This window comes from Listeria sp. Marseille-Q6474, from assembly GCF_946902005.1.
GTDB classification, from domain to species: Bacteria; Bacillota; Bacilli; order Lactobacillales; family Listeriaceae; genus Listeria; species Listeria innocua.
Genome location: NZ_CAMPPS010000001.1, coordinates 294012 through 313147 on the forward strand (window position 1 = coordinate 294012; position 19136 = coordinate 313147).

15 protein-coding genes are annotated in these 19136 nt (G+C 37.0%); all 15 read right to left on the bottom strand.

The window, feature by feature from the left end:
* Nucleotides 1–18: 18 nt before the first annotated feature.
* The 15 genes from pflB to yfmF all read right to left on the bottom strand — a co-directional run bounded on the left by pflB (nt 19) and on the right by yfmF (nt 19095).
* Entirely contained in the window at nt 19–2250 is a 2232-nt protein-coding gene (pflB, locus tag OC533_RS01440; protein ID WP_010991535.1) for a formate C-acetyltransferase, read from the bottom strand.
* A gap of 424 nt (nt 2251–2674) precedes the next feature.
* Nucleotides 2675–3223 carry a glycerol-3-phosphate responsive antiterminator gene (locus tag OC533_RS01445; RefSeq protein WP_160463856.1) on the bottom strand — a complete coding sequence of 183 codons (549 nt, stop codon included), beginning with the start codon at nt 3221–3223 and terminating at the stop codon, nt 2675–2677.
* Nucleotides 3224–3239: 16 nt separating this feature from the next.
* Nucleotides 3240–5051 (bottom strand): DNA mismatch repair endonuclease MutL, encoded by a 1812-nt coding sequence (mutL, locus tag OC533_RS01450; protein ID WP_160463857.1) that lies wholly within the window; start codon nt 5049–5051, stop codon nt 3240–3242.
* Between the two features lie 19 nt (nt 5052–5070).
* The gene (mutS, locus tag OC533_RS01455; RefSeq protein WP_194323438.1) at nt 5071–7653 is read right to left on the bottom strand and encodes a DNA mismatch repair protein MutS; all 2583 of its coding nucleotides are present in this window, start codon (nt 7651–7653) and stop codon (nt 5071–5073) included.
* 109 nt (nt 7654–7762) lie between these two features.
* Nucleotides 7763–8125 carry a RicAFT regulatory complex protein RicA family protein gene (locus tag OC533_RS01460; protein WP_003762190.1) on the bottom strand — a complete coding sequence of 121 codons (363 nt, stop codon included), beginning with the start codon at nt 8123–8125 and terminating at the stop codon, nt 7763–7765.
* Nucleotides 8126–8141: 16 nt separating this feature from the next.
* Entirely contained in the window at nt 8142–8945 is an 804-nt protein-coding gene (locus tag OC533_RS01465) for a TIGR00282 family metallophosphoesterase (RefSeq protein ID WP_003762187.1), read from the bottom strand.
* A gap of 4 nt (nt 8946–8949) precedes the next feature.
* The gene (locus OC533_RS01470; protein ID WP_185549704.1) at nt 8950–9447 is read right to left on the bottom strand and encodes a GNAT family N-acetyltransferase; all 498 of its coding nucleotides are present in this window, start codon (nt 9445–9447) and stop codon (nt 8950–8952) included.
* Nucleotides 9448–9562: 115 nt separating this feature from the next.
* Complete coding sequence (gene rny / locus OC533_RS01475; protein ID WP_003721904.1) at nt 9563–11125, bottom strand: ribonuclease Y; 1563 nt, start codon at nt 11123–11125, stop codon at nt 9563–9565.
* Nucleotides 11126–11425: 300 nt separating this feature from the next.
* A complete protein-coding gene (gene recA / locus OC533_RS01480) occupies nt 11426–12472 on the bottom strand; it encodes a recombinase RecA (RefSeq protein WP_003766841.1) in 1047 nt (348 codons plus the stop codon).
* Between the two features lie 268 nt (nt 12473–12740).
* Nucleotides 12741–13988: a competence/damage-inducible protein A gene (locus OC533_RS01485; protein WP_185484164.1), complete on the bottom strand. Its 1248-nt coding sequence runs from the start codon at nt 13986–13988 to the stop codon at nt 12741–12743.
* A gap of 64 nt (nt 13989–14052) precedes the next feature.
* Nucleotides 14053–14631, bottom strand: coding sequence for a CDP-diacylglycerol--glycerol-3-phosphate 3-phosphatidyltransferase (gene pgsA / locus OC533_RS01490; protein ID WP_003762173.1), 579 nt, complete (start codon nt 14629–14631; stop codon nt 14053–14055).
* 89 nt (nt 14632–14720) lie between these two features.
* Complete coding sequence (locus OC533_RS01495; RefSeq protein ID WP_194323437.1) at nt 14721–15656, bottom strand: helix-turn-helix domain-containing protein; 936 nt, start codon at nt 15654–15656, stop codon at nt 14721–14723.
* A 48-nt stretch (nt 15657–15704) separates the two neighbouring features.
* Nucleotides 15705–16436 carry an elongation factor P 5-aminopentanone reductase gene (gene ymfI / locus OC533_RS01500; protein WP_194323436.1) on the bottom strand — a complete coding sequence of 244 codons (732 nt, stop codon included), beginning with the start codon at nt 16434–16436 and terminating at the stop codon, nt 15705–15707.
* Between the two features lie 99 nt (nt 16437–16535).
* Entirely contained in the window at nt 16536–17822 is a 1287-nt protein-coding gene (gene yfmH / locus OC533_RS01505; protein ID WP_185504887.1) for an EF-P 5-aminopentanol modification-associated protein YfmH, read from the bottom strand.
* The gene (yfmF, locus tag OC533_RS01510) at nt 17803–19095 is read right to left on the bottom strand and encodes an EF-P 5-aminopentanol modification-associated protein YfmF (protein ID WP_194323435.1); all 1293 of its coding nucleotides are present in this window, start codon (nt 19093–19095) and stop codon (nt 17803–17805) included. The genes yfmH and yfmF overlap by 20 nt, the downstream gene beginning before the upstream one ends.
* Between the last annotated feature and the right edge of the window lie 41 nt (nt 19096–19136).

Genomic DNA, 19136 nt, shown 5'->3' on the forward strand with positions numbered 1-19136 from the left:
AGCGTTCTCGCCTTAATATTACATAGATTCGTGCATTGTACGGTGAATAACATCTAATTGTTGTTCACGAGTTAATTTGATGAAGTTAACTGCATATCCGGATACACGGATAGTTAGCTGAGGATATTCTTCTGGATGATCCATCGCATCAAGTAATGTATCACGATTGAATACGTTGATGTTTAAGTGATGTCCCATTTTTGTGGAATAACCATCAAGCATTGCAACTAAGTTATTGATTTGTGATTCATCTTCGCGACCTAAAGCTTTTGGTACGATAGAGAATGTGTTAGAAATACCATCTTGGCCATATTCGTAAGGAAGTTTAGCTACGGAAGATAGAGAAGCTAAAGCACCTTTAGTATCGCGACCATGCATTGGGTTCGCACCTGGTGCAAATGGTTCGCCAGCACGACGTCCGTCTGGTGTGTTACCAGTTTTCTTACCATAAACCACGTTAGAAGTGATTGTAAGAACAGAAGTTGTGTGAACTGCATCACGGTAAGTTTTATGTTTTCTAACTTTAGTCATGAATGTTTTTAGAAGCTCAACTGCGATTTCATCTACACGGTCATCATTGTTTCCGTATTTAGGATAGTCGCCTTCGATTTCATAATCAACCACGATGCCGTCTTCGTCACGGATTGGACGAACAGTAGCATATTTAATAGCAGATAAGGAGTCAGCTGCAACAGAAAGTCCAGCGATACCAGTTGCCATTGTACGTAATACTTCTGTATCGTGTAAAGCCATTTCGATACGTTCGTAAGCATATTTATCATGCATATAGTGAATAACATTTAATGTATTAAGGTAAAGTTCTGCAATCCATTCCATCATTGCATCATATTTTTCCATTACTTCTTTGTAGTCTAATACGTCGCCTTCAACTGGACGATAAGCAGGTCCAACTTGTGCTTTAGATTTTTCATCGACACCACCATTGATTGCGTAAAGAAGTGTTTTAGCAAGGTTGGCACGAGCACCAAAGAATTGCATTTGTTTACCAACGCGCATTGCGGATACACAACATGCGATCGCATAGTCGTCTCCCCATTTAGGGCGCATAACATCGTCATTTTCGTATTGAATAGCAGATGTTTTGATAGACATTTTAGCACAGAATTTCTTGAATCCTGATGGTAAATGAGTGGACCAAAGTACAGTTAAGTTTGGTTCTGGAGCTGGTCCTAAGTTATCTAACGTGTGTAAGAAACGGAATGAGTTTTTCGTTACAAGTGGAACGCCTTCTTCCGTAATACCACCGATGGATTCAGTAACCCAAGTTGGATCTCCAGAGAATAATTCATTGTAATCTGGTGTACGAGCAAATTTTACAAGACGTAATTTCATGATGAAGTGGTCAACAATTTCTTGTGCTTCTTCTTCAGTAATTAGGCCATTGCGAAGGTCACGTTCTACATAAATATCAAGGAATGTAGATGTACGTCCTAAGCTCATTGCAGCACCATTTTGTTCTTTAATAGCAGCTAGGTAACCAAGGTATAACCATTGGAAAGCTTCTTGAGCAGTTTTAGCTGGGCGACCAAGATCGAAACCATGTTTTTCGCCTAGTACTTTTAATTCGCCAAGAGCACGAATTTGTTCGTTAAGTTCTTCACGTTGACGGATAACGTCATCGCTCATTGTACGTAAACCTGTATTGTTTAAATCTTGTTTCTTTTGTTTAATTAAGAAGTCAACTCCGTATAGTGCAACACGACGGTAGTCACCAATAATACGTCCACGGCCATAAGCATCTGGAAGACCAGTGATTACGCCTGATTTACGAGCTGCGCGCATTTCAGCAGTATAAGCATCAAATACACCTTGGTTATGTGTTTTACGGTATTCAGAAAAAATATGACTAATTTCTTCGTCTACTTTAAAACCATAAGATTCAGCTGCTACTTCTGCCATACGGATTCCTCCGAATGGTTGTAAAGCGCGTTTGAAAGGTACGTCAGTTTGAACACCAACAACTTTTTCTAAGTCTTTGTTTAAGTAACCTGGGTCATGTGAAGTAATGGTTGAAACGATTTTGGTATCCATATCTAGTACGCCACCGTTTTCACGTTCTTGTTTAGTTAAGTCCATTACTTGATCCCAAAGTTTTGTTGTTGCTTCGGTTGGGCCAACTAAGAATGTGTCGTCACCGTCATATAAGCGATAGTTTTTTAAGATAAAGTCACGTACATCTACTTCTTGTTGCCAGTTACCACCTGCGAATTCATACCATTGTTCAGTCATCATATAACCTCCATTTATTGTTCAATCTCGAGCGTGCTTTTTTGAGCAAACTAATTTATAAATAATCTACACTGTTATCATAACATATTCTACAAAAAATGCTACAGTTTTGTGCAATATTTTTCAAACTTTTTTATGAATTTTATGTGACTTTTTCTTTCAAAGTAGCCAAGAACGCTAATTTAATGCGTTTTAACCACTTTATCATTATTCTAATTTTGTTTTAATTTTAATTTCTTATATTTCCTGTACCACTTCAAACACCCACTCCTGTTATGGTACAGTTTCGATTTCTTTTATTTGTATAAAACAGTTAGAAAACGCTTAATCAATTGCGCACCAATGCTTTTACAGTTTATGTAGCGTTTTCATTGTTTTTCATGAAAATAGCTAAGCCGTTTTACAACTACGACTTAGCTACTTTTTACCATAAATATTTATTCGATGTGGTAACAGCAATTGCGCCACTAGCAATTACTTGATCCACTTGCTGTGTTGTTTCGATTAATCCTCCCGCAATCACTGGAATGTGAAGCTTTTGAGTCATCTTTTGTACTTGTTCTGGAATGATGCCGGGTAAAAGTTCAATGCAATCAGGCTGGACCTTCTGGATTAAAGCCACTCCTTTGTTATAAGCGCTAGAATCTATCATAAATAAACGCTGAATGGCAAGCATTTTATGTTGTTTTGCTTTCATAATCGCATTTCCTCTTGTAGAAATAATTCCATCTGGGCAAATTTCTTTACATAAGAAGTCAATTGCATAGTCATCATTTTTTAAACCATTAACTAAATCAGCATGTAGCAAAACTTTTTTCCCGCCAGCTTGTGCGTATTTTACTAAAGCTTTAAGCTGAGCAACATGAGTCTCGAGCATCACCATATAGGTCAAATCAAGCTCTAATATCTTTTCCATGTCTTTTTGATTATGTGCAGCTGGGATGATTGATTGACCAGAAAATGGTAACTTCAATTGTATTCCTCCTCTTCTACATGACACGTTTAAACATTTTTTCGAGTTCGTAAGTTGAATATTGAATAATAACTGGGCGGCCATGAGGACAAGTGAATGGATCGCTTGCTTCTCTAAGTGTGTCAAGAAGTGCTTCCATATCTTGCATAGTTAAATAGTGATTTGCTTTAATTGATTTTTTACAACTCATCATAATCGCGGTATCTTCTCTTAATTTATGAATACTTATACTTGGTGCTGACAAGGCTTCATCGATAATTTCGCGGAGCATTTCCTCTTCTTGGTCTTTTGGGAACCAGGTTGGATGTGCGCGAATAATAAAGCTATTTTGTCCGAAGTTTTCAAGAAAAACACCAACTTCTTCTAGTTTCGCTTTTTGTTCTTCTAGTCGGACATATTCATCTGATGGGAATTCTAACACGATAGGCACGAGTAATTCTTGCAATTCTCGACTTACTTCTCCAATTTTTTCACGATAGAATTCATATTTAATTCGTTCTTGCGCGGCATGCTGATCAATAATATATAGACCATTTTCATTTTGAGCGAAAATATAAGTCGCATGCATTTGTCCGATTGGATACATTTTCGGAATACGTTCTTTTTGCTCTTCTACTTGTTCAGGCTGCGTTTCCGGATTATAAGTAGGCATCGTTTCTAAAATAAAGTCGTCTTCTTTTGGTACTATTTCATCAGATGGTACGTATTCAGGAATATTTGGTTTTGAGAAAAGCGTCGGCGGTTCTTTTGGCTGTCTGTTTTCTTCAAATGACATCTGAATTTGTTCGGATTTTTGTTGTTCTTTTTGTTTTTTTGAAACTTCTCCATCTGGAATTAATTGCAACTGATGAAATGCGTCTTTAATCATCTGACTAATGAGCTGGCCAAGTTCTTTTTCTTTACTTAAGCGCACTTCAAGTTTTGCTGGATGAACGTTGACATCTACAATAATTGGGTCCATTTCGATTTGTAGCACGATTATTGGAAAACGACCAATTGGTAAAAGTGTATGGTACCCTTCTTGTATCGCTTTTACTAGTGCGAAGTTTTTGATAAAACGTCCATTAATAATCGTTGAAATGTAATTACGGTTGGAACGGTTCACTTCTGGCAATACGGCATAACCTGAAATTTTAAAATCAAGCGACTCTGCCTTAACTGGAATCGATTTTCTAGCGATAGACACCCCATAAATAGCTGCGATCACTTGACGTAAATCTCCATTTCCGTTTGTTTGAAGCAAAGGTTTCCCATTGTGTGAAAACCGGAAACTAATATCTGGATGAGCTAAAGCAAGACGATTTAAAATATCGGTAATATTTCCAAGTTCAGTTGGTAAACTTTTTAAATATTTTAATCTCGCTGGAGTATTAAAGAACAATTGCGATACTTCGATTTGCGTTCCTTTTCGGGCGTGACCACTTTTTTGTTCGATGATTTTTCCGCCTTCAAGAGAGATAGTAGTTCCTTTTGTTTCACCTGTAGAAGTTTCTAAAGTTAAATGAGATACAGACGCAATACTAGGAAGTGCTTCTCCGCGAAACCCTAAAGTATGAACACGAAATAGATCAGCTTCGTTTTTAATTTTACTCGTAGCATGGCGCAAAAAGGCTGTTGCAACGTCTTCTTCCTCAATACCACTACCGTTATCAATAATTGTAATCTTATTTAATCCCGCTTCTTCCACCAAAATATCGATTACTGTGCTCCCTGCATCAATCGCATTTTCGACTAATTCTTTAACGACAGAAGCAGGTCGTTCTACTACTTCTCCGGCAGCTATTTTATTGGATAAAGCATCGGTTAATTCCACTATATGTTTAGCCATTTAAAACCCGCCTTTCTGTTTAATGAATTTTACTTTGGAGTTCGTATAATTTGTTCATCGCATCCATTGGCGTCATCTGCATAATATTCATGGCGGCAATTTCTTTTAATAGTTTTGTTTCTTTAGAAGATGCTTTTTTCTCTGGTTCTACCGGGAACATTGATAGCTGCACTTCTTCGTGAATTTCTTCTGGTTGTTTATCTTGCGTAATAATTATTTTTTTATCATTACTTTCTAACTGCTCTAAAATGCGACTTGCTCGTTCAATCAAGGATTTAGGTAGTTCTGCTAATTCAGCAACATGAATACCATAACTTTTGTCTGCTGGTCCTTCTTTAATTTTATGAAGAAATACCACTTTCCCATTCTCTTCAACAGCACTCACATGGATGTTTTGTAATCCATGTAATTCTTTCTCAAGATCTGTTAATTCATGGTAATGGGTGGAGAATAGTGTTTTAGCATGAACGTTTTCGTGAATATACTCGATAATTGCCTGAGCAAGCGCCATACCATCATAAGTAGCAGTTCCACGACCGATTTCATCAAATAAAATCAAACTATCTTTTGTAGCATGGACAATAGCATTTCTAGCTTCTAGCATTTCTACCATAAAGGTACTTTGGCCAGCTATTAAATCGTCTGCTGCCCCAATTCTAGTAAAAATTTGGTCGAAAATTGGTAGAGTTGCTTCTTCGGCGGGAACAAAACATCCTACTTGAGCACATATCGCTGTTAGAGCAACTTGACGCATATACGTACTTTTACCTGACATATTGGGGCCCGTTATAAGCAAAATTTCTCTATTTTGATCTAAATCGCAATCATTAGCGACATAACTTTGCGCACCCATTACTTTTTCTACAACAGGATGGCGACCTTGTTTAACGTGCAGTGACCCGTCTTCACTTAAGGTAGGGCGAATGAAATGGTTTTTCTCACTAATATCTGCAAAACTTTGTAAACAATCGATTTCACTTACAGACTTCGCTAATTTTTGGAGGCGTTCTATGTAGTCTTTTACCATTTCGCGTACTTCTGTAAATAGTTGATATTCTAATTCCATACTTTTTTCTTCTGCATCTAAAATGAGTTTTTCTTTTTCTTTTAGCTCTGGGGTAATATAACGTTCTGCATTGGCTAGTGTTTGCTTGCGTTCATAGCGGCCTTCTGGGAGCAGATGCGTGTTCGCCCGGGTAACTTCAATATAGTAACCAAATACGCGGTTAAAGCCTACCTTCATCGTTTTAATTCCAGTTAGTTCGCGCTCTTTCCGCTCTAATTCCGCAATCCATGTTTTTCCGTTCCGACTTGCATCACGATACGTATCAAGTTGACTATTGTAACCATCTTTAATTATTCCGCCTTCGCGAATGGAAATCGGTGCTGAGTCGACAATTGCTTCTTCTAGTTTTTCCGTTAGTTCTTCACATGGATCTAATTGATTAGCAAGTGCTGTTAAATTCTTACTATTCATTGATAATAACGTCGCTCGGATACGAGGTATTTGGTATAACGAATTGCGCAGTTGAATTAAATCACGCGCATTTACATTTCCATAAGCAACTCGACCAGCAAGACGTTCTAAGTCGTAAACGTTTTTTAGGTTTTCTACTAATTCTAGGCGCTCAAAAAAGTGAGCCATTAGTTCACTGACATCATCTTGACGTTCAATAATTTGCTTACGGTCAATTAACGGGCGATCAATCCATTGTTTTAGCATTCTTCCGCCCATAGCTGTTTGTGTATTATCTAAAAGCCACAGTAGCGTTCCTTGGCGTCCTTTACCACGAATGGATTCTGCTAATTCCAAATTACGTTTCGAATAGTAATCCATTTTCATGTAGTTACTAGTTTCATAGTGTATCGCTTGTTGCAGGTGACCTAAGTCCCGCTTTTGGGTTTCTTTTAAATAGTGGAGTAATTTACCTATAGCTCGTTTTTCTGAGAGCGACATATGGCGCGTAACTAATTTTTCGTTTTCCGCTGGGATAGTATCTTCTTCATGAACCGAAAAAGTTAAACCAAGTTGTTCTTTCATCACGTCAGAAAGAACTTCTTTTTCTGATTTGGAAACAATTAATTCTCTAGTTGAAAGGGTTGTTAATTCATTAATTAAGCGGTCTTCGCTAGCTTCAATAACCGTTGATTTTAATTCACCAGTAGATAAATCAGAGTAAGCAAAACCGTATTCCTTTCCTTCGTAACAGTAAAGTGAGGCGATATAGTTATTTTCTTTCGCCTTTAATCCTCGTTCATCCATGACGGTTCCAGGTGAAATTAACTGCACTACTTCTCGTTTTACCATGCCTTTCGTTGTTTTAGGATCTTCTACTTGCTCACAAATAGCTACTTTATATCCCTTTTCAATTAACGTATCAATGTAACCGCTCGCTGAATGATAAGGAACTCCGCACATAGGGATTTTCTCCTTTGTTCCACCTTCGCGACCAGTCAATGTAATTTCTAAAATTTGAGAAGCATTGAGTGCATCCTCAAAAAACATTTCATAAAAATCTCCTAAACGGAAAAATAAGAAAGCATCTTGATATTTGTCTTTGATTTCTAAGTATTGCTTAATCATTGGTGTATATTCTGTCATTATCTCATCATCCCTTACTTCATTTTCATCCTTTCATTATAGCATAAAGTTACATTTTCCCGCGACCTCAAAAGAAAAAAACTGCCAGTAGTTTGGCAGTTTTAAATGGTTAATTTTCTTTTTCAAGCTCTGTTGTTACTTTTGTAGTTATCTCCGTTGTAATGGATTGTAAAAGATCGTTAGCGTCTTCTTGAGCGCGTCTGAATTCTGTCACAATTGGGAGCGAATCAATATCCGCCCGCACATTATCAATTTGACTTTCGGTTTGTTTCATTGCTTCTAATTTTTGATAATGTTCTAAGTTCACTGCTTCTTTTTGCAGTAACTTTATTTTAGAAACTTTCGCGGCTACTTTGGAATTAGCGTTTATTCTCTCCTCAGCTAAGCGGTAGAATGATACTTCTTCTGTTTGTTGTAAAGCATCCCGAAGTTCCGTTGCTTTTTTCATGATTTCTTCTTTTGAAACTGTCACAATTACATCTCCATTCTTAATCAAAGGAAAATGGGTGGTCTTCATTGATGAGAATTCGGTCAATTTTTTGAGCTTTCCCGGTTGTTTCGTCTAAAGTGATTAAACAGCCAGATAAGACTGCTCGACCTGTTTTAGGAACTTCAAATCTTGTTGGCAAAGCTGTTTTAAAACGACGAATAACAGCTTCTTTTTCCATTCCAAGGATAGCGTCATATGGTCCTGTCATACCTGTATCAGTCAAATACGCAGTACCTTCTGGAAGAATGCGGTTATCAGAAGTTTGTACATGTGTGTGAGTACCAACTACCGCAGTAACTCGCCCGTCTAAATACCAACCCATTGCTTCTTTTTCGCTAGTTGTTTCAGCATGAAAATCGACAAAAATTATATTTGTTCGTTTCTTTGCTTCTTCTATTAATGCATCCATTTTGCGGAATGGATCGTCTAAATCTGCTAAGAAAGTTCGGCCTTGCATGTTGATAACGGCAATTTCATGTTGATTACTTTTTACAAAAACCATGCCTGTTCCGGGTGTTGTATCATCTGGGAAGTTTGCTGGGCGAACGAGATATTTAGCGTCATCAATAAATTCAAAAATATCGCGATTATCCCATGTGTGATTACCTAGAGTTACGGCATTTGCACCAAGCTCCAGAAAATCCTTATAAATCTTCTCTGTGATTCCTCTGCCACTTGCAGCATTTTCTCCATTTATAATTGTGACAGTAGGTTTATATTTTTTCTTTAATTGTGGTAAATATTCTGTAATGGCGTCGCGACCGATTGAGCCAACAACGTCACCAATAAATAATAATTTCATTTCGTTATTCTCCGTTTCTATTACTTCTACGTTCTAATAATGCGACATCTCGAAAAACGCCATTCATTTCACCTAGTTTTTCGTGGATGCATAAAGTTTGGAAGCCGTATGTATGATGAAGTGTAATACTCGCTTCATTTTCCGGAAAAATTAAAGATTGCAGAGTCCAGAAGCCGTTTTGCTCACTTGTTTGAATAATTGCTTGCATAAGAGCTTTTCCGATGCCTTTTCCTCGAGCGCTTTTTGCTATATAAATGCTTAATTCAGCTACTCCGCGATAAGCATGCATACTTGAAAATGGCAATAACGCTGCCCAACCAATCACTTGACCCTCCGTTAAAACCACTAAGCGGCAAGTTTGTAAGTACTTCTCATCCCAAGCTTCAAAAGATAGCGTCTTTTCTTGAAAAGTAGCGTTTCCAGTATCTATACCTTCTTGATGCACTCTAGCTACACCAGAATAATGTTCTTTTAGCATCGGCAAAATTTTCCACTCACCCAAAAACTCCGCCTCCCTTTTTTCATCTATCCTTTAATTATACCGTTCTTAATCAAGCTAGGCAACCGATTAAAAAAAGATACATCACAAAATAAATTTGCGATGTATCTTTTAAATATTATTTAGCGTATTCAACTGCTCTTGTTTCACGAATTACAGTCACTTTGATATGACCAGGATAATCTAATTCCTCTTCAATTCGTTTTCTTATGTCACGAGCAAGTCGGTAGGAAGATAGATCATCAATTGTATCTGGTTCAACGATGATACGTACTTCACGTCCCGCTTGGATAGCATAAGATTTTTCTACACCATCGTAAGACTCAGAAATTTCTTCTAATTTTTCTAAACGACGAATGTAATTTTCAAGCGTTTCACTACGAGCTCCTGGTCTTGCAGCTGAAAGTGCATCCGCTGCTGCAACCAATACCGCGATAACAGAAGTAGCTTCTGTATCACCATGATGGGAAGCAATACTATTGATTACCACATCATTTTCTTTGTATTTAGTAGCAAGTTCTACGCCGATTTCAACGTGACTTCCTTCAATTTCATGGTCAATTGCTTTCCCAATATCATGAAGTAGTCCGGCCCGTTTAGCAAGCGTAACGTCTTCGCCAAGCTCTCCTGCTAGAATTCCAGCAAGTTTCGAAACTTCGAGTGAGTGGTTAAGAACGTTTTGTCCATAACTAGTACGGTAACGCAAGCGGCCAAGAATTTTTATCAAATCAGGATGGATGGAATGAATTCCAACTTCAAATGTAGCTTGTTCCCCGACTTCACGAATGTGTTCGTCCACCTCTTTACGGGCTTTGTCCACCATTTCTTCAATTCGAGCTGGATGGATTCTTCCATCTTGAACAAGTTTTTCTAAGGCGATTCTAGCGATTTCACGTCGAATTGGATCAAATCCGGAAAGTATAACTGCTTCCGGGGTATCATCAATTATCAAATCAATCCCTGTTAGCGTTTCTAGCGTACGGATATTACGTCCTTCACGGCCGATAATCCGTCCTTTCATCTCATCATTTGGTAAGGTAACAACAGATACCGTTGTTTCTGCCACATGATCAGCTGCACAACGCTGGATAGCTAGTGAGAGAATATTCTTTGCTTTTTTATCCGACTCTTCCTTGGCCCGGTTTTCTGATTCTTTGACCATGATTGCAGTATCATGTGTTAATTCCTCTTCTACCTGGTTAAGGATGATAGATTTCGCTTCCTCTTTGCTGAGCGCAGAAATTCTTTCGAGTTCTGTCTGCTCCGCTTGAATCATCTCAGCTAGTTTGCTTTCTTTCTCTTCAATTTGTTGTTGACGTTTACTGATACTCTCCTCTTTTCTTTCAAGTGTAGCTTCTCGTTTACTTAAAGAAGTATCTTTACGGTCGAGGTTTTCCTCCCTTTGCAATAAGCGATTTTCTGCTTTCTGTGTCTCTGTTCTTCGCCCACGAAGTTCATTTTCGATTTCAGTACGTAACCTATGATTCTCTTCCTTCGCTTCAAGCAATGCTTCTTTTTTTGTAGTTTCTGCTTCTTTCTTTGCATCTTCTACAATTAATTCAGCAGTCCCCCTTGCAGCAGCCAGTTTTTTCTCTGTACTAGATTTAAAAATTAGAGAACCAACAACTAGACCGACGATTAAGAAAAGCAAACTGGAGATGATCGTGATTGCGATTGTCATCCTTACACCTCCTTTGCTATTCAATTTTCGTTATTGTTATGTCGGTGGCCAGAATTCTGGCACATGCGTATTTTTCATCAACAACCGAGTGCTAATCTCCCCATTCAGTTGAAGCCGATTTTCAAAGGAAAAACTTCCCCCTTGTCTCCCAGCAATATAAAATATACAACTTAATTTTATAGGTCAAAGCATACAATGTCAAGAAAAGGAATGAAATGAAGGCTTATTTTCCTGAGATTTTTTTAAATAGTAAAAAATACGTGATAGGAAGTAATTTCCCTATCACGTATTTACTAGTAATTATTCATCATCAAGCAAACTTAATGTTTCTTCATTTTCGTCTAAAGGTTCTTTGTTAGTGCCATCAATTTCGTATTCTTCGCGAACGCGTTTAGAGATTTCGTCTCGAATGTCTGTGTGTTCTTTTAGATATTGTTTTGCATTTTCACGACCTTGTCCGATACGTTCTTCTTTATAAGAATACCAAGAACCACTCTTGTTAATTACATCAACTTCAGCAGCCATATCAACAAGTTCACCTTCACGTGAAATACCTTCTCCGTACATAATATCCACTTCAGCGATACGGAATGGTGGTGCTACTTTATTTTTTACAACTTTTATTTTTGTTTTGTTACCCATTACATCAGTACCTTGCTTCAACTGCTCAGCACGTCTTACTTCTAAACGGACAGTAGAATAGAATTTAAGCGCACGGCCACCAGGAGTGATTTCAGGATTCCCGAACATAACACCAACTTTTTCACGAATTTGGTTGATGAAGATAGCAATCGTTTTTGATTTATTAATAACACCTGAAAGTTTTCTTAAAGCTTGGGACATTAAACGTGCTTGCAAACCAACGTGGGCATCTCCCATCTCGCCTTCAATTTCAGCGCGTGGTACAAGAGCTGCAACAGAGTCAATAACTAACATATCAACAGCGCCACTTCTAACTAGTGCTTCAGCGATTTCTAAAGCTTGTTCCCCTGTATCCGGTTGCGATAGTAATAGCTCATCAATGTTTACACCTAGATTTTTTGCATAAGCTGGATCTAGAGCATGTTCGGCGTCGATAAATGCTGCTGTTCCACCTTGTGCTTGGACTTCTGCAATCGCATGTAGTGCAACAGTTGTTTTACCAGAACTCTCAGGTCCGTATACTTCAATAATACGTCCCCGCGGATATCCGCCAACTCCTAAAGCAATATCTAATGCTAATGAGCCACTAGAAATAGTAGATATATTTTGGTCTGAATGTTCCCCTAATTTCATAATGGAACCTTTACCGAATTGTTTTTCAATTTGTTTTAATGCTTGGTCTAATGCCGCTTGACGATCATTCACGTTGTTGCCTCCTTCATAATATTCTAATAGCTGTTTTTTCGCTTCTTCTCTCTTAAAAAACAGTCAGAATGTTTTTCCTAGAATTACTATAACGCATTTCTAAGCGAGAAGCAAGCAAAAAGCGAACATTTATTCGTATTTTTTATTTTGTGTAAGCACCGGCTGCTTTCTTCCCCATTATAACGGGATTCCAAGCGTTCGTCTAATACTTTTTTATCGCTTATTTGTATATTATAAAGCTGTTTTTATTCTTTTCTATAAAGAAAAATTACTTATTTGTATCTAAAAATTGCTTAATTAACTGAAAGCCTTGTTTTACAGCACGACGGCGATTGTGATTTCGATCTCTACCATAAACGAACTGATAAGCTTCTGTTTCAAAACCAGCTACATGCAAGCCTATCCAAATAGTACCTGCCGGATGTCCTTCTAGACTGTCTGGTCCTGCAACGCCGGTAAAACTAATACCTATATCAGTGTTACAAAGTCTGCTGACATTCTTCGCCATTTCTTTCGCGCATTCTGAACTTACGACGCCATTTTCTTTTATTGTTTGAGGTGAGACTTCAAGAATAGATTGTTTTGTCTCTTCGCTGTATGTGACCATGCCACCTTTAAAAATTTTAGAAATACCAGGAAAACGGGCAATTTCTGCTTGGAATAATCCAGCGGTAAAACTTTCAGCAGCGGAAATAGTGATATTTTTTTCAAGCAGCATGGCTGTTACTAATTCTGGTAAAGAAACTTCGCCATAACCGTATAAAAAAGTTCCATCTCTGCGTAAAATTTCTTGTTCCGTTTCGTTCACAAGGGCACTCGCTTCCTCTTTAGTCTTTGCAGTAGCAGTAATCCGCACAACGACTTCATTATCACCTGCATATGTAGCAATAGTAGGATTTACTTGCGCTAAAATCATATCGTTTAAATCTGCTGCTAATTGCGATTCTCCAATACCGAAAAAGCGCATTATTTTAGACTCTAACACATTTTTCTCAGCACTTTCACTTACGAGTAAAGGTTCAGCATAACTCGAAAACATCGGTTTCATTTCTGAAGGTGGGCCTGGAAGTAAGATGTACGTATGATTATTTTCTTTTAAGAACATTCCTGCAGCAAAGCCATAATCATTATTTAATACAGTAGATCCTTCAATAATTACAGCTTGCAATTTGTTATTTTCCGTCATTGTTCTATTTCTTGAAGCAAAATACTCCGTGATTTTGTTCATATGAAACGCATCTTCTACTAAGTTTTTCTGTAGGTGTTCTGCTAAAATTTGTTTCGTAATATCATCTTCTGTAGGACCTAATCCACCCGTGAAAATGAGAATATCACTGCGTTTTTCAGCAATGTCTATCACATCTTTTAAACGTTTAGGGTTGTCACCAACGACAGTGTGATGGTAGACATAAATCCCGTTAGCTGCTAATTCTTCTGAAATAAAAGCAGCATTAGAGTTCACGATTTGTCCTAGTAATAGTTCTGTTCCAACTGCGATAATTTCCGCGCTTGCCATTTGAATCCATCTCCATTCATTTTTTTGTATAGAAAAAAAGCACACAATGGTATGCTTTTTTTTATTACATAGACCCTTTAAATACTCCGCGATTTTTGTAGAAATAGTCTATTCCAGACCATACTGCAAAGAATGCACATACATATAAGAAAATTAAGTCAACGCGGATACCTGTCCAAGCAAATGGGAAATTGTTTAATAACATAAGTGGAATTGCAATCATTTGTGTGAATGTTTTAATTTTCCCAAGTTGGCCAGCTGCTAAAACTTCGCCGCCTTCTACAAGAAGTAAACGTAGACCTGTTACAGCAAGTTCGCGACTAATGATTAAAATAACTACCCAAGAAGGAGCAATATGCATTTCAACTAGAATGATAAATGCTGCAGCTACAAGTAATTTATCTGCCATTGGATCCGCAAATTTACCGAAGTTTGTAATTAAATTATATTTACGTGCAAGATGCCCATCAAACCAGTCTGTAAGGGCAGCTACGATGAAAATAATAGTTGCTACTAAGCTTGTAACTGGAATGGTCGAATCAAGCCAAGAGACACTTCCCCAGTCAAATGGTACAACACATAGAACGACAAAAATTGGTATCATAAAAATACGGATAACCGTTAATTTATTTGGTAAATTCATCTTTTTCTCCCCTTTTTTTCATTTAAACAGTATGTAATGATAAAAATGTTGGCGAAACCTAATGAGTAGATTTCGCCATATAAAACAAATTATTCTGCATCAGAGTTACTAGTAGCATCACTTGCTTCTAAATTAATAGTTAACACTTGTTTAACAAGCGTTGGAGCAAGTTCTAACTCTTTACCATTGACTTTAACAGTTGTAACAGGCGAGTTTCCAATAACGATAGAAACTGTTTTGTTATCTCCTAAATCAATTTCGGTAGAAGGGTTGGATGTGGATAACGTCACGTTTTGAATAGTGCTTCCGTTTGCATCCGACACGCCAATCCAAGAGTCACCAGTCGCGCTAAGAGAAAGTGTCATTTTATCAGTGTTTTTTACTGTATAACTAGTTTCGTTACCAGATGTTTCACCTTTAGTTACTTCAACTTCTTTAGCTGTGTCTTCTGGTTTTTCAGTTGTATCTGTTGCTTTTTTTTCATCAGATGTTGTGTCTTTTTTCTCTGTATCTTTGTTCGTGTCTTTATTTTTAGTAGAATCTTCTACTTTTACAGTCGGATTGCTTGTATCAGTTTTAACTTTTTCAGAGGTATTATCTTGTTTATTAAGCAAGAAAAACCAAACAATGAAAAGAATAAAAACAATAAATAAAGCAATAAGAATTTTTGGTAAAATATCAAAGAAACGATTACGAGAGTTAGCTTGATTGCCGACCGATTGAGCGGGCATAGGATTTCTTTTACTTTTTACACGAGTTGGCTCATTATTTACTACTTCTTGTTGCGGTGTTTCAGGAACCTCGCTTTCAAACTCATCAAAAAGTGTCGCACTATCTAGTCCAACTGCTTCTGCATATTGTTTAATAAATGCCCTCGCATAAAATTTTCCAGGCATTACAGCATAGTTTCCTTCTTCAATCGCTATTAAATAACGTTTTTGAATTTTCGTTATTTGTTGCAAGTCGTCTAAACTGAGTCCTTTTTCACGTCTAGCTTGTTTCAGTTTATCACCGAGTTCTGTCAAAATTAAACACCTACCATTACTATTTCAATTTTCCACTTTTTACTAAAATTACATAAGCCAACCGCCATTTAAGCGCAAAACTTCTCCAGTGATATAGCTTGCTTTTTTGCTTATTAAAAATTCTACAGTTTCTGCAATTTCTTCAGGTTTTGCAAAGCGTTTCAAGGGAATTTCCTCACGAAGTTCTTCTTTTTCATTCGCTGAAAATTGATCCATCATTTTCGTTTCTACCGCTCCTGGTGTCACTGCATTAACAGTTATTCCAGAAGGCCCTAATTCTTGACTTAGTGCTCGGCAAAAGGCGATTTGAGCCCCTTTTACAGTGGAATAAACTACTTCCATTGATGCTCCGACTTCTCCCCATATAGAACTGATGAAAACAATCCTTCCTTGATTGCTTTTCATTAGCTTTGGTATGAAAGTGCGGATTAAACGCATTGGCATAAACATGTGCACATTCCATAATTTTGTAGCCTCTATATCTGTTGTATCCTGGAATAAAGCATAGTGAGAATGCCCTGCTGCATGGATAAATGCATCTACTTGAAAAACTTGCTTTTCCATTTCTGCTAAACTTGCAACATCATCGAAATCAGCTTGAATAAAAAATACATCTATTTTTTCAGCTTGTAGTAGTGGTAATAAATTCTCCACAGCTTGTTTATTTTGATGATAATGAAGATACAAGTTCCAGCCAGCTTTCGCAAGTGATATACAAATCGCTTGACCTATTTCTCCGCTAGCTCCAGTTACAAAAGCATATTTTATATCTTTATCCAAAAAAAGGCAACCCTTTCCAGTCTATTTCTTTTATGATAGCATGACTCAGGAATTTATGCCATTTTTTATACAAAAAAAAGTAAAAAAGACACAGAACGATTATTTTTCTGGAAGCAATTGGAAACTAGTAGTGCGCTCTTCACTGTCCAGGTTTTTCACAAAATTATTTACTTCTTCTAATGTAACTGTTTCCATTAAAGGTAAAATATCAAAGAGAGAAGCAGATTTCATTACATATTGGCTAAATTGGTTGGCAATAAACTCTGGTGAATTAAGCGAGCGTAAAAATTGTCCAATACGTTTACGTTTTACTAAAGCTAAATCCGCTTCATTTAAGCCGTTTTTAGCTGCTGCTTGAATCGCCTCAATAATTTTAGTTGTTTGCATGTCTGGGTCTTTTGCATCCCCACCAACAAGGACAAAGGAAAAACTGTCTTGCAGTGTATAATCATAACCAAAACTATCATCAATGATTCCTTGGTTGTACAATTCTAAATAAGTATCAGATGTAGTTCCAAAAAGCATTTCAAGCGCTACATCACCAATAATTTCTTGTTTAAGTGCTGCCTGTCCTTCTAGAGATCCTATATCTTCTTTAATACCTACCATATTTTTAGCAATTTGTACTGGAAAATGAATTTTACGTTCTTTTACAGCGACAGTTTTTGGTTCTTCTGGAAAATGACGTTTGATTGGAGCAGCTTCTGTGAAATCTTTTTTCGCTTGATTTGCACGAATTTGGTTCATCATTTCTTCCGGCTCTAAGTTACCAACGACAAACAGTACCATATTGCTTGGATGATAAAAAGTATTATAACAAAGGTACAGCAGATCTTTGTTAATTTCTGCAATTGATTCAACAGTTCCAGCAATATCAATTTTCACTGGATGGTTATGATACATATTTTCGATTACACCGAAATAAGCGCGAAAATCTGGATCATCATCATACATTCTGATTTCTTGACCGATAATTCCTTTTTCTTTTTCAACTGTTTCTTCTGTAAAATATGGTTCTTGCACGAAATCGATTAATGTCTCTAAGTTTTCTTCTACACGAGAGGTACTTGAGAAAAGATAGGCAGTTTTTGTAAATGAAGTAAAGGCATTCGTAAAAGCGCCTTTTTCGCCGAATTTAAAAAATACATCACCGTCTTCTTTTTCGAACATTTTGTGCTCTAAAAAATGAGCTATGCCATCGGGTACTTTAGTGAATTCGGTTTCGCCAATTGGAACGAAATTATTGTCAATTGCACCGTAGTTAGTTGTAAAAACAGCATACGTCTTACTAAATCCTTGTTTTGGAAGAAGGTAGACTTGTAAACCATTAGACATTTTTTCATGAAATACAGCTTCTTTTACTTGTTCAAATGTGATTTTTTCCATGAAGTTCTTCTCCTCCCTTGCTCAAGAAATATATTGTGTCTGGCTTGATTTTATTAATAGCAGCAACTACTTCTTGTTTTGTTGCTTGTTTAATTTTTATGATCCAATTTTCTAGGTCTAAGTTTGCTTCGCGTAAAACGTTATTATAAGCAAGTTCAATTAAACCTTGTGCTTGGTCATTTGTTTCAAGCAATTGATTAATGAGCATTTCTTTTGTTTGATTTAATTCGTCTTCAGTGAAATCGCCTTGTTTCATTGCGACGATTTGTTCTTCAATAATGGTTAAAGCTTGTTTATAATTCACTTCATCAATTCCCGCTGAAATTATCATATAGCCTTTGAAAGAATCAATTCGGCTGGAAGCATAGTAAGCTAGACTTGCTTTTTCACGAACATTAATAAAGATTTTGGAATTTGCAAAGCCACCTAAAAGTCCATTAGCAAGTTGAAGAGCAACAAAATCATCGTCTCCAAATAATGTTTCTGTTTGATAACCAAGCACTAGTTTCCCTTGATTGATTGCTTGTTGCTCATGGATGACACGAGTTTCTTTTGGCGCCTCTTTTGTATAGAAAACACCTTTTCGTTCTGGACGGGGTGAAAAAGCCATCTTTTCGATAAGCGGCATAACTTCTTCTTTTGTTACATCGCCGCAGATAAAAATTTCAATGACATCTTCTTTGATGAATTTCAAATAGTATTCATATAAATCTTTTGCTGTGATGGCATCAACATCTTCTAAAACCCCTGCCGCCCCGTAGCGGAATTCATCGTCTCGGAACATTTCTTCTACTAGTCTTTTAGAAGCAAAACGAATTTTATCATCATAAATTCCTTCTAAACTGCTTTTTAAATTCTCTTTTTCACGAGCAACTATTTCTTCATCAAAAGCGCCATTTGTTGCATTTGGCTGAAATATAGCTTGTTCAATAAAAGCAAATGCGTCTTTTAAAATATTCTCACCATCAGAAACATATTGACCGTCTATCATATCGAAAACGACAGTTAAAACGTGTTCATTTCCTTTTTTGGCCGTAGTTGTATAGAAGTTTGCGCCATATAAGTTAGCTAACTGCTTTCTGAAAGCCGTTTGCGTCGGATATTTTTCACTGTTTGTTTCTAGCAAAATTGATAATAATGATCTTTTTGTAACTGTTTCTCTTTCTAATGGAGCGCGAAATTTAAAAACAATTTTATTAGATTTATATTTTTGGGTGGGAACGATTGTTAGTGCAACCGGACCAACTTTTTCTCGAAATATTTTGTCTGTCATTATAATGCTCCTTTCAAGCAATGATCTCACTTTCCTATTGT

Excerpts from the sequence above, each read along its gene's own strand:
- pflB (WP_010991535.1), bottom strand. The coding sequence starts at position 2,250 with ATGACTGAACAATGGTATGAATTCGCAGGTGGTAACTGGCAACAAGAA.
- mutL (WP_160463857.1), bottom strand. The coding sequence starts at position 5,051 with ATGGCTAAACATATAGTGGAATTAACCGATGCTTTATCCAATAAAATA.
- mutS (WP_194323438.1), bottom strand. The coding sequence starts at position 7,653 with ATGACAGAATATACACCAATGATTAAGCAATACTTAGAAATCAAAGAC.
- OC533_RS01465 (WP_003762187.1), bottom strand. The coding sequence starts at position 8,945 with ATGAAATTATTATTTATTGGTGACGTTGTTGGCTCAATCGGTCGCGAC.
- rny (WP_003721904.1), bottom strand. The coding sequence starts at position 11,125 with ATGACAATCGCAATCACGATCATCTCCAGTTTGCTTTTCTTAATCGTC.
- OC533_RS01485 (WP_185484164.1), bottom strand. The coding sequence starts at position 13,988 with ATGGCAAGCGCGGAAATTATCGCAGTTGGAACAGAACTATTACTAGGA.
- pgsA (WP_003762173.1), bottom strand. The coding sequence starts at position 14,631 with ATGAATTTACCAAATAAATTAACGGTTATCCGTATTTTTATGATACCA.
- yfmH (WP_185504887.1), bottom strand. The coding sequence starts at position 17,822 with ATGGAAAAAATCACATTTGAACAAGTAAAAGAAGCTGTATTTCATGAA.
- yfmF (WP_194323435.1), bottom strand. The coding sequence starts at position 19,095 with ATGACAGACAAAATATTTCGAGAAAAAGTTGGTCCGGTTGCACTAACA.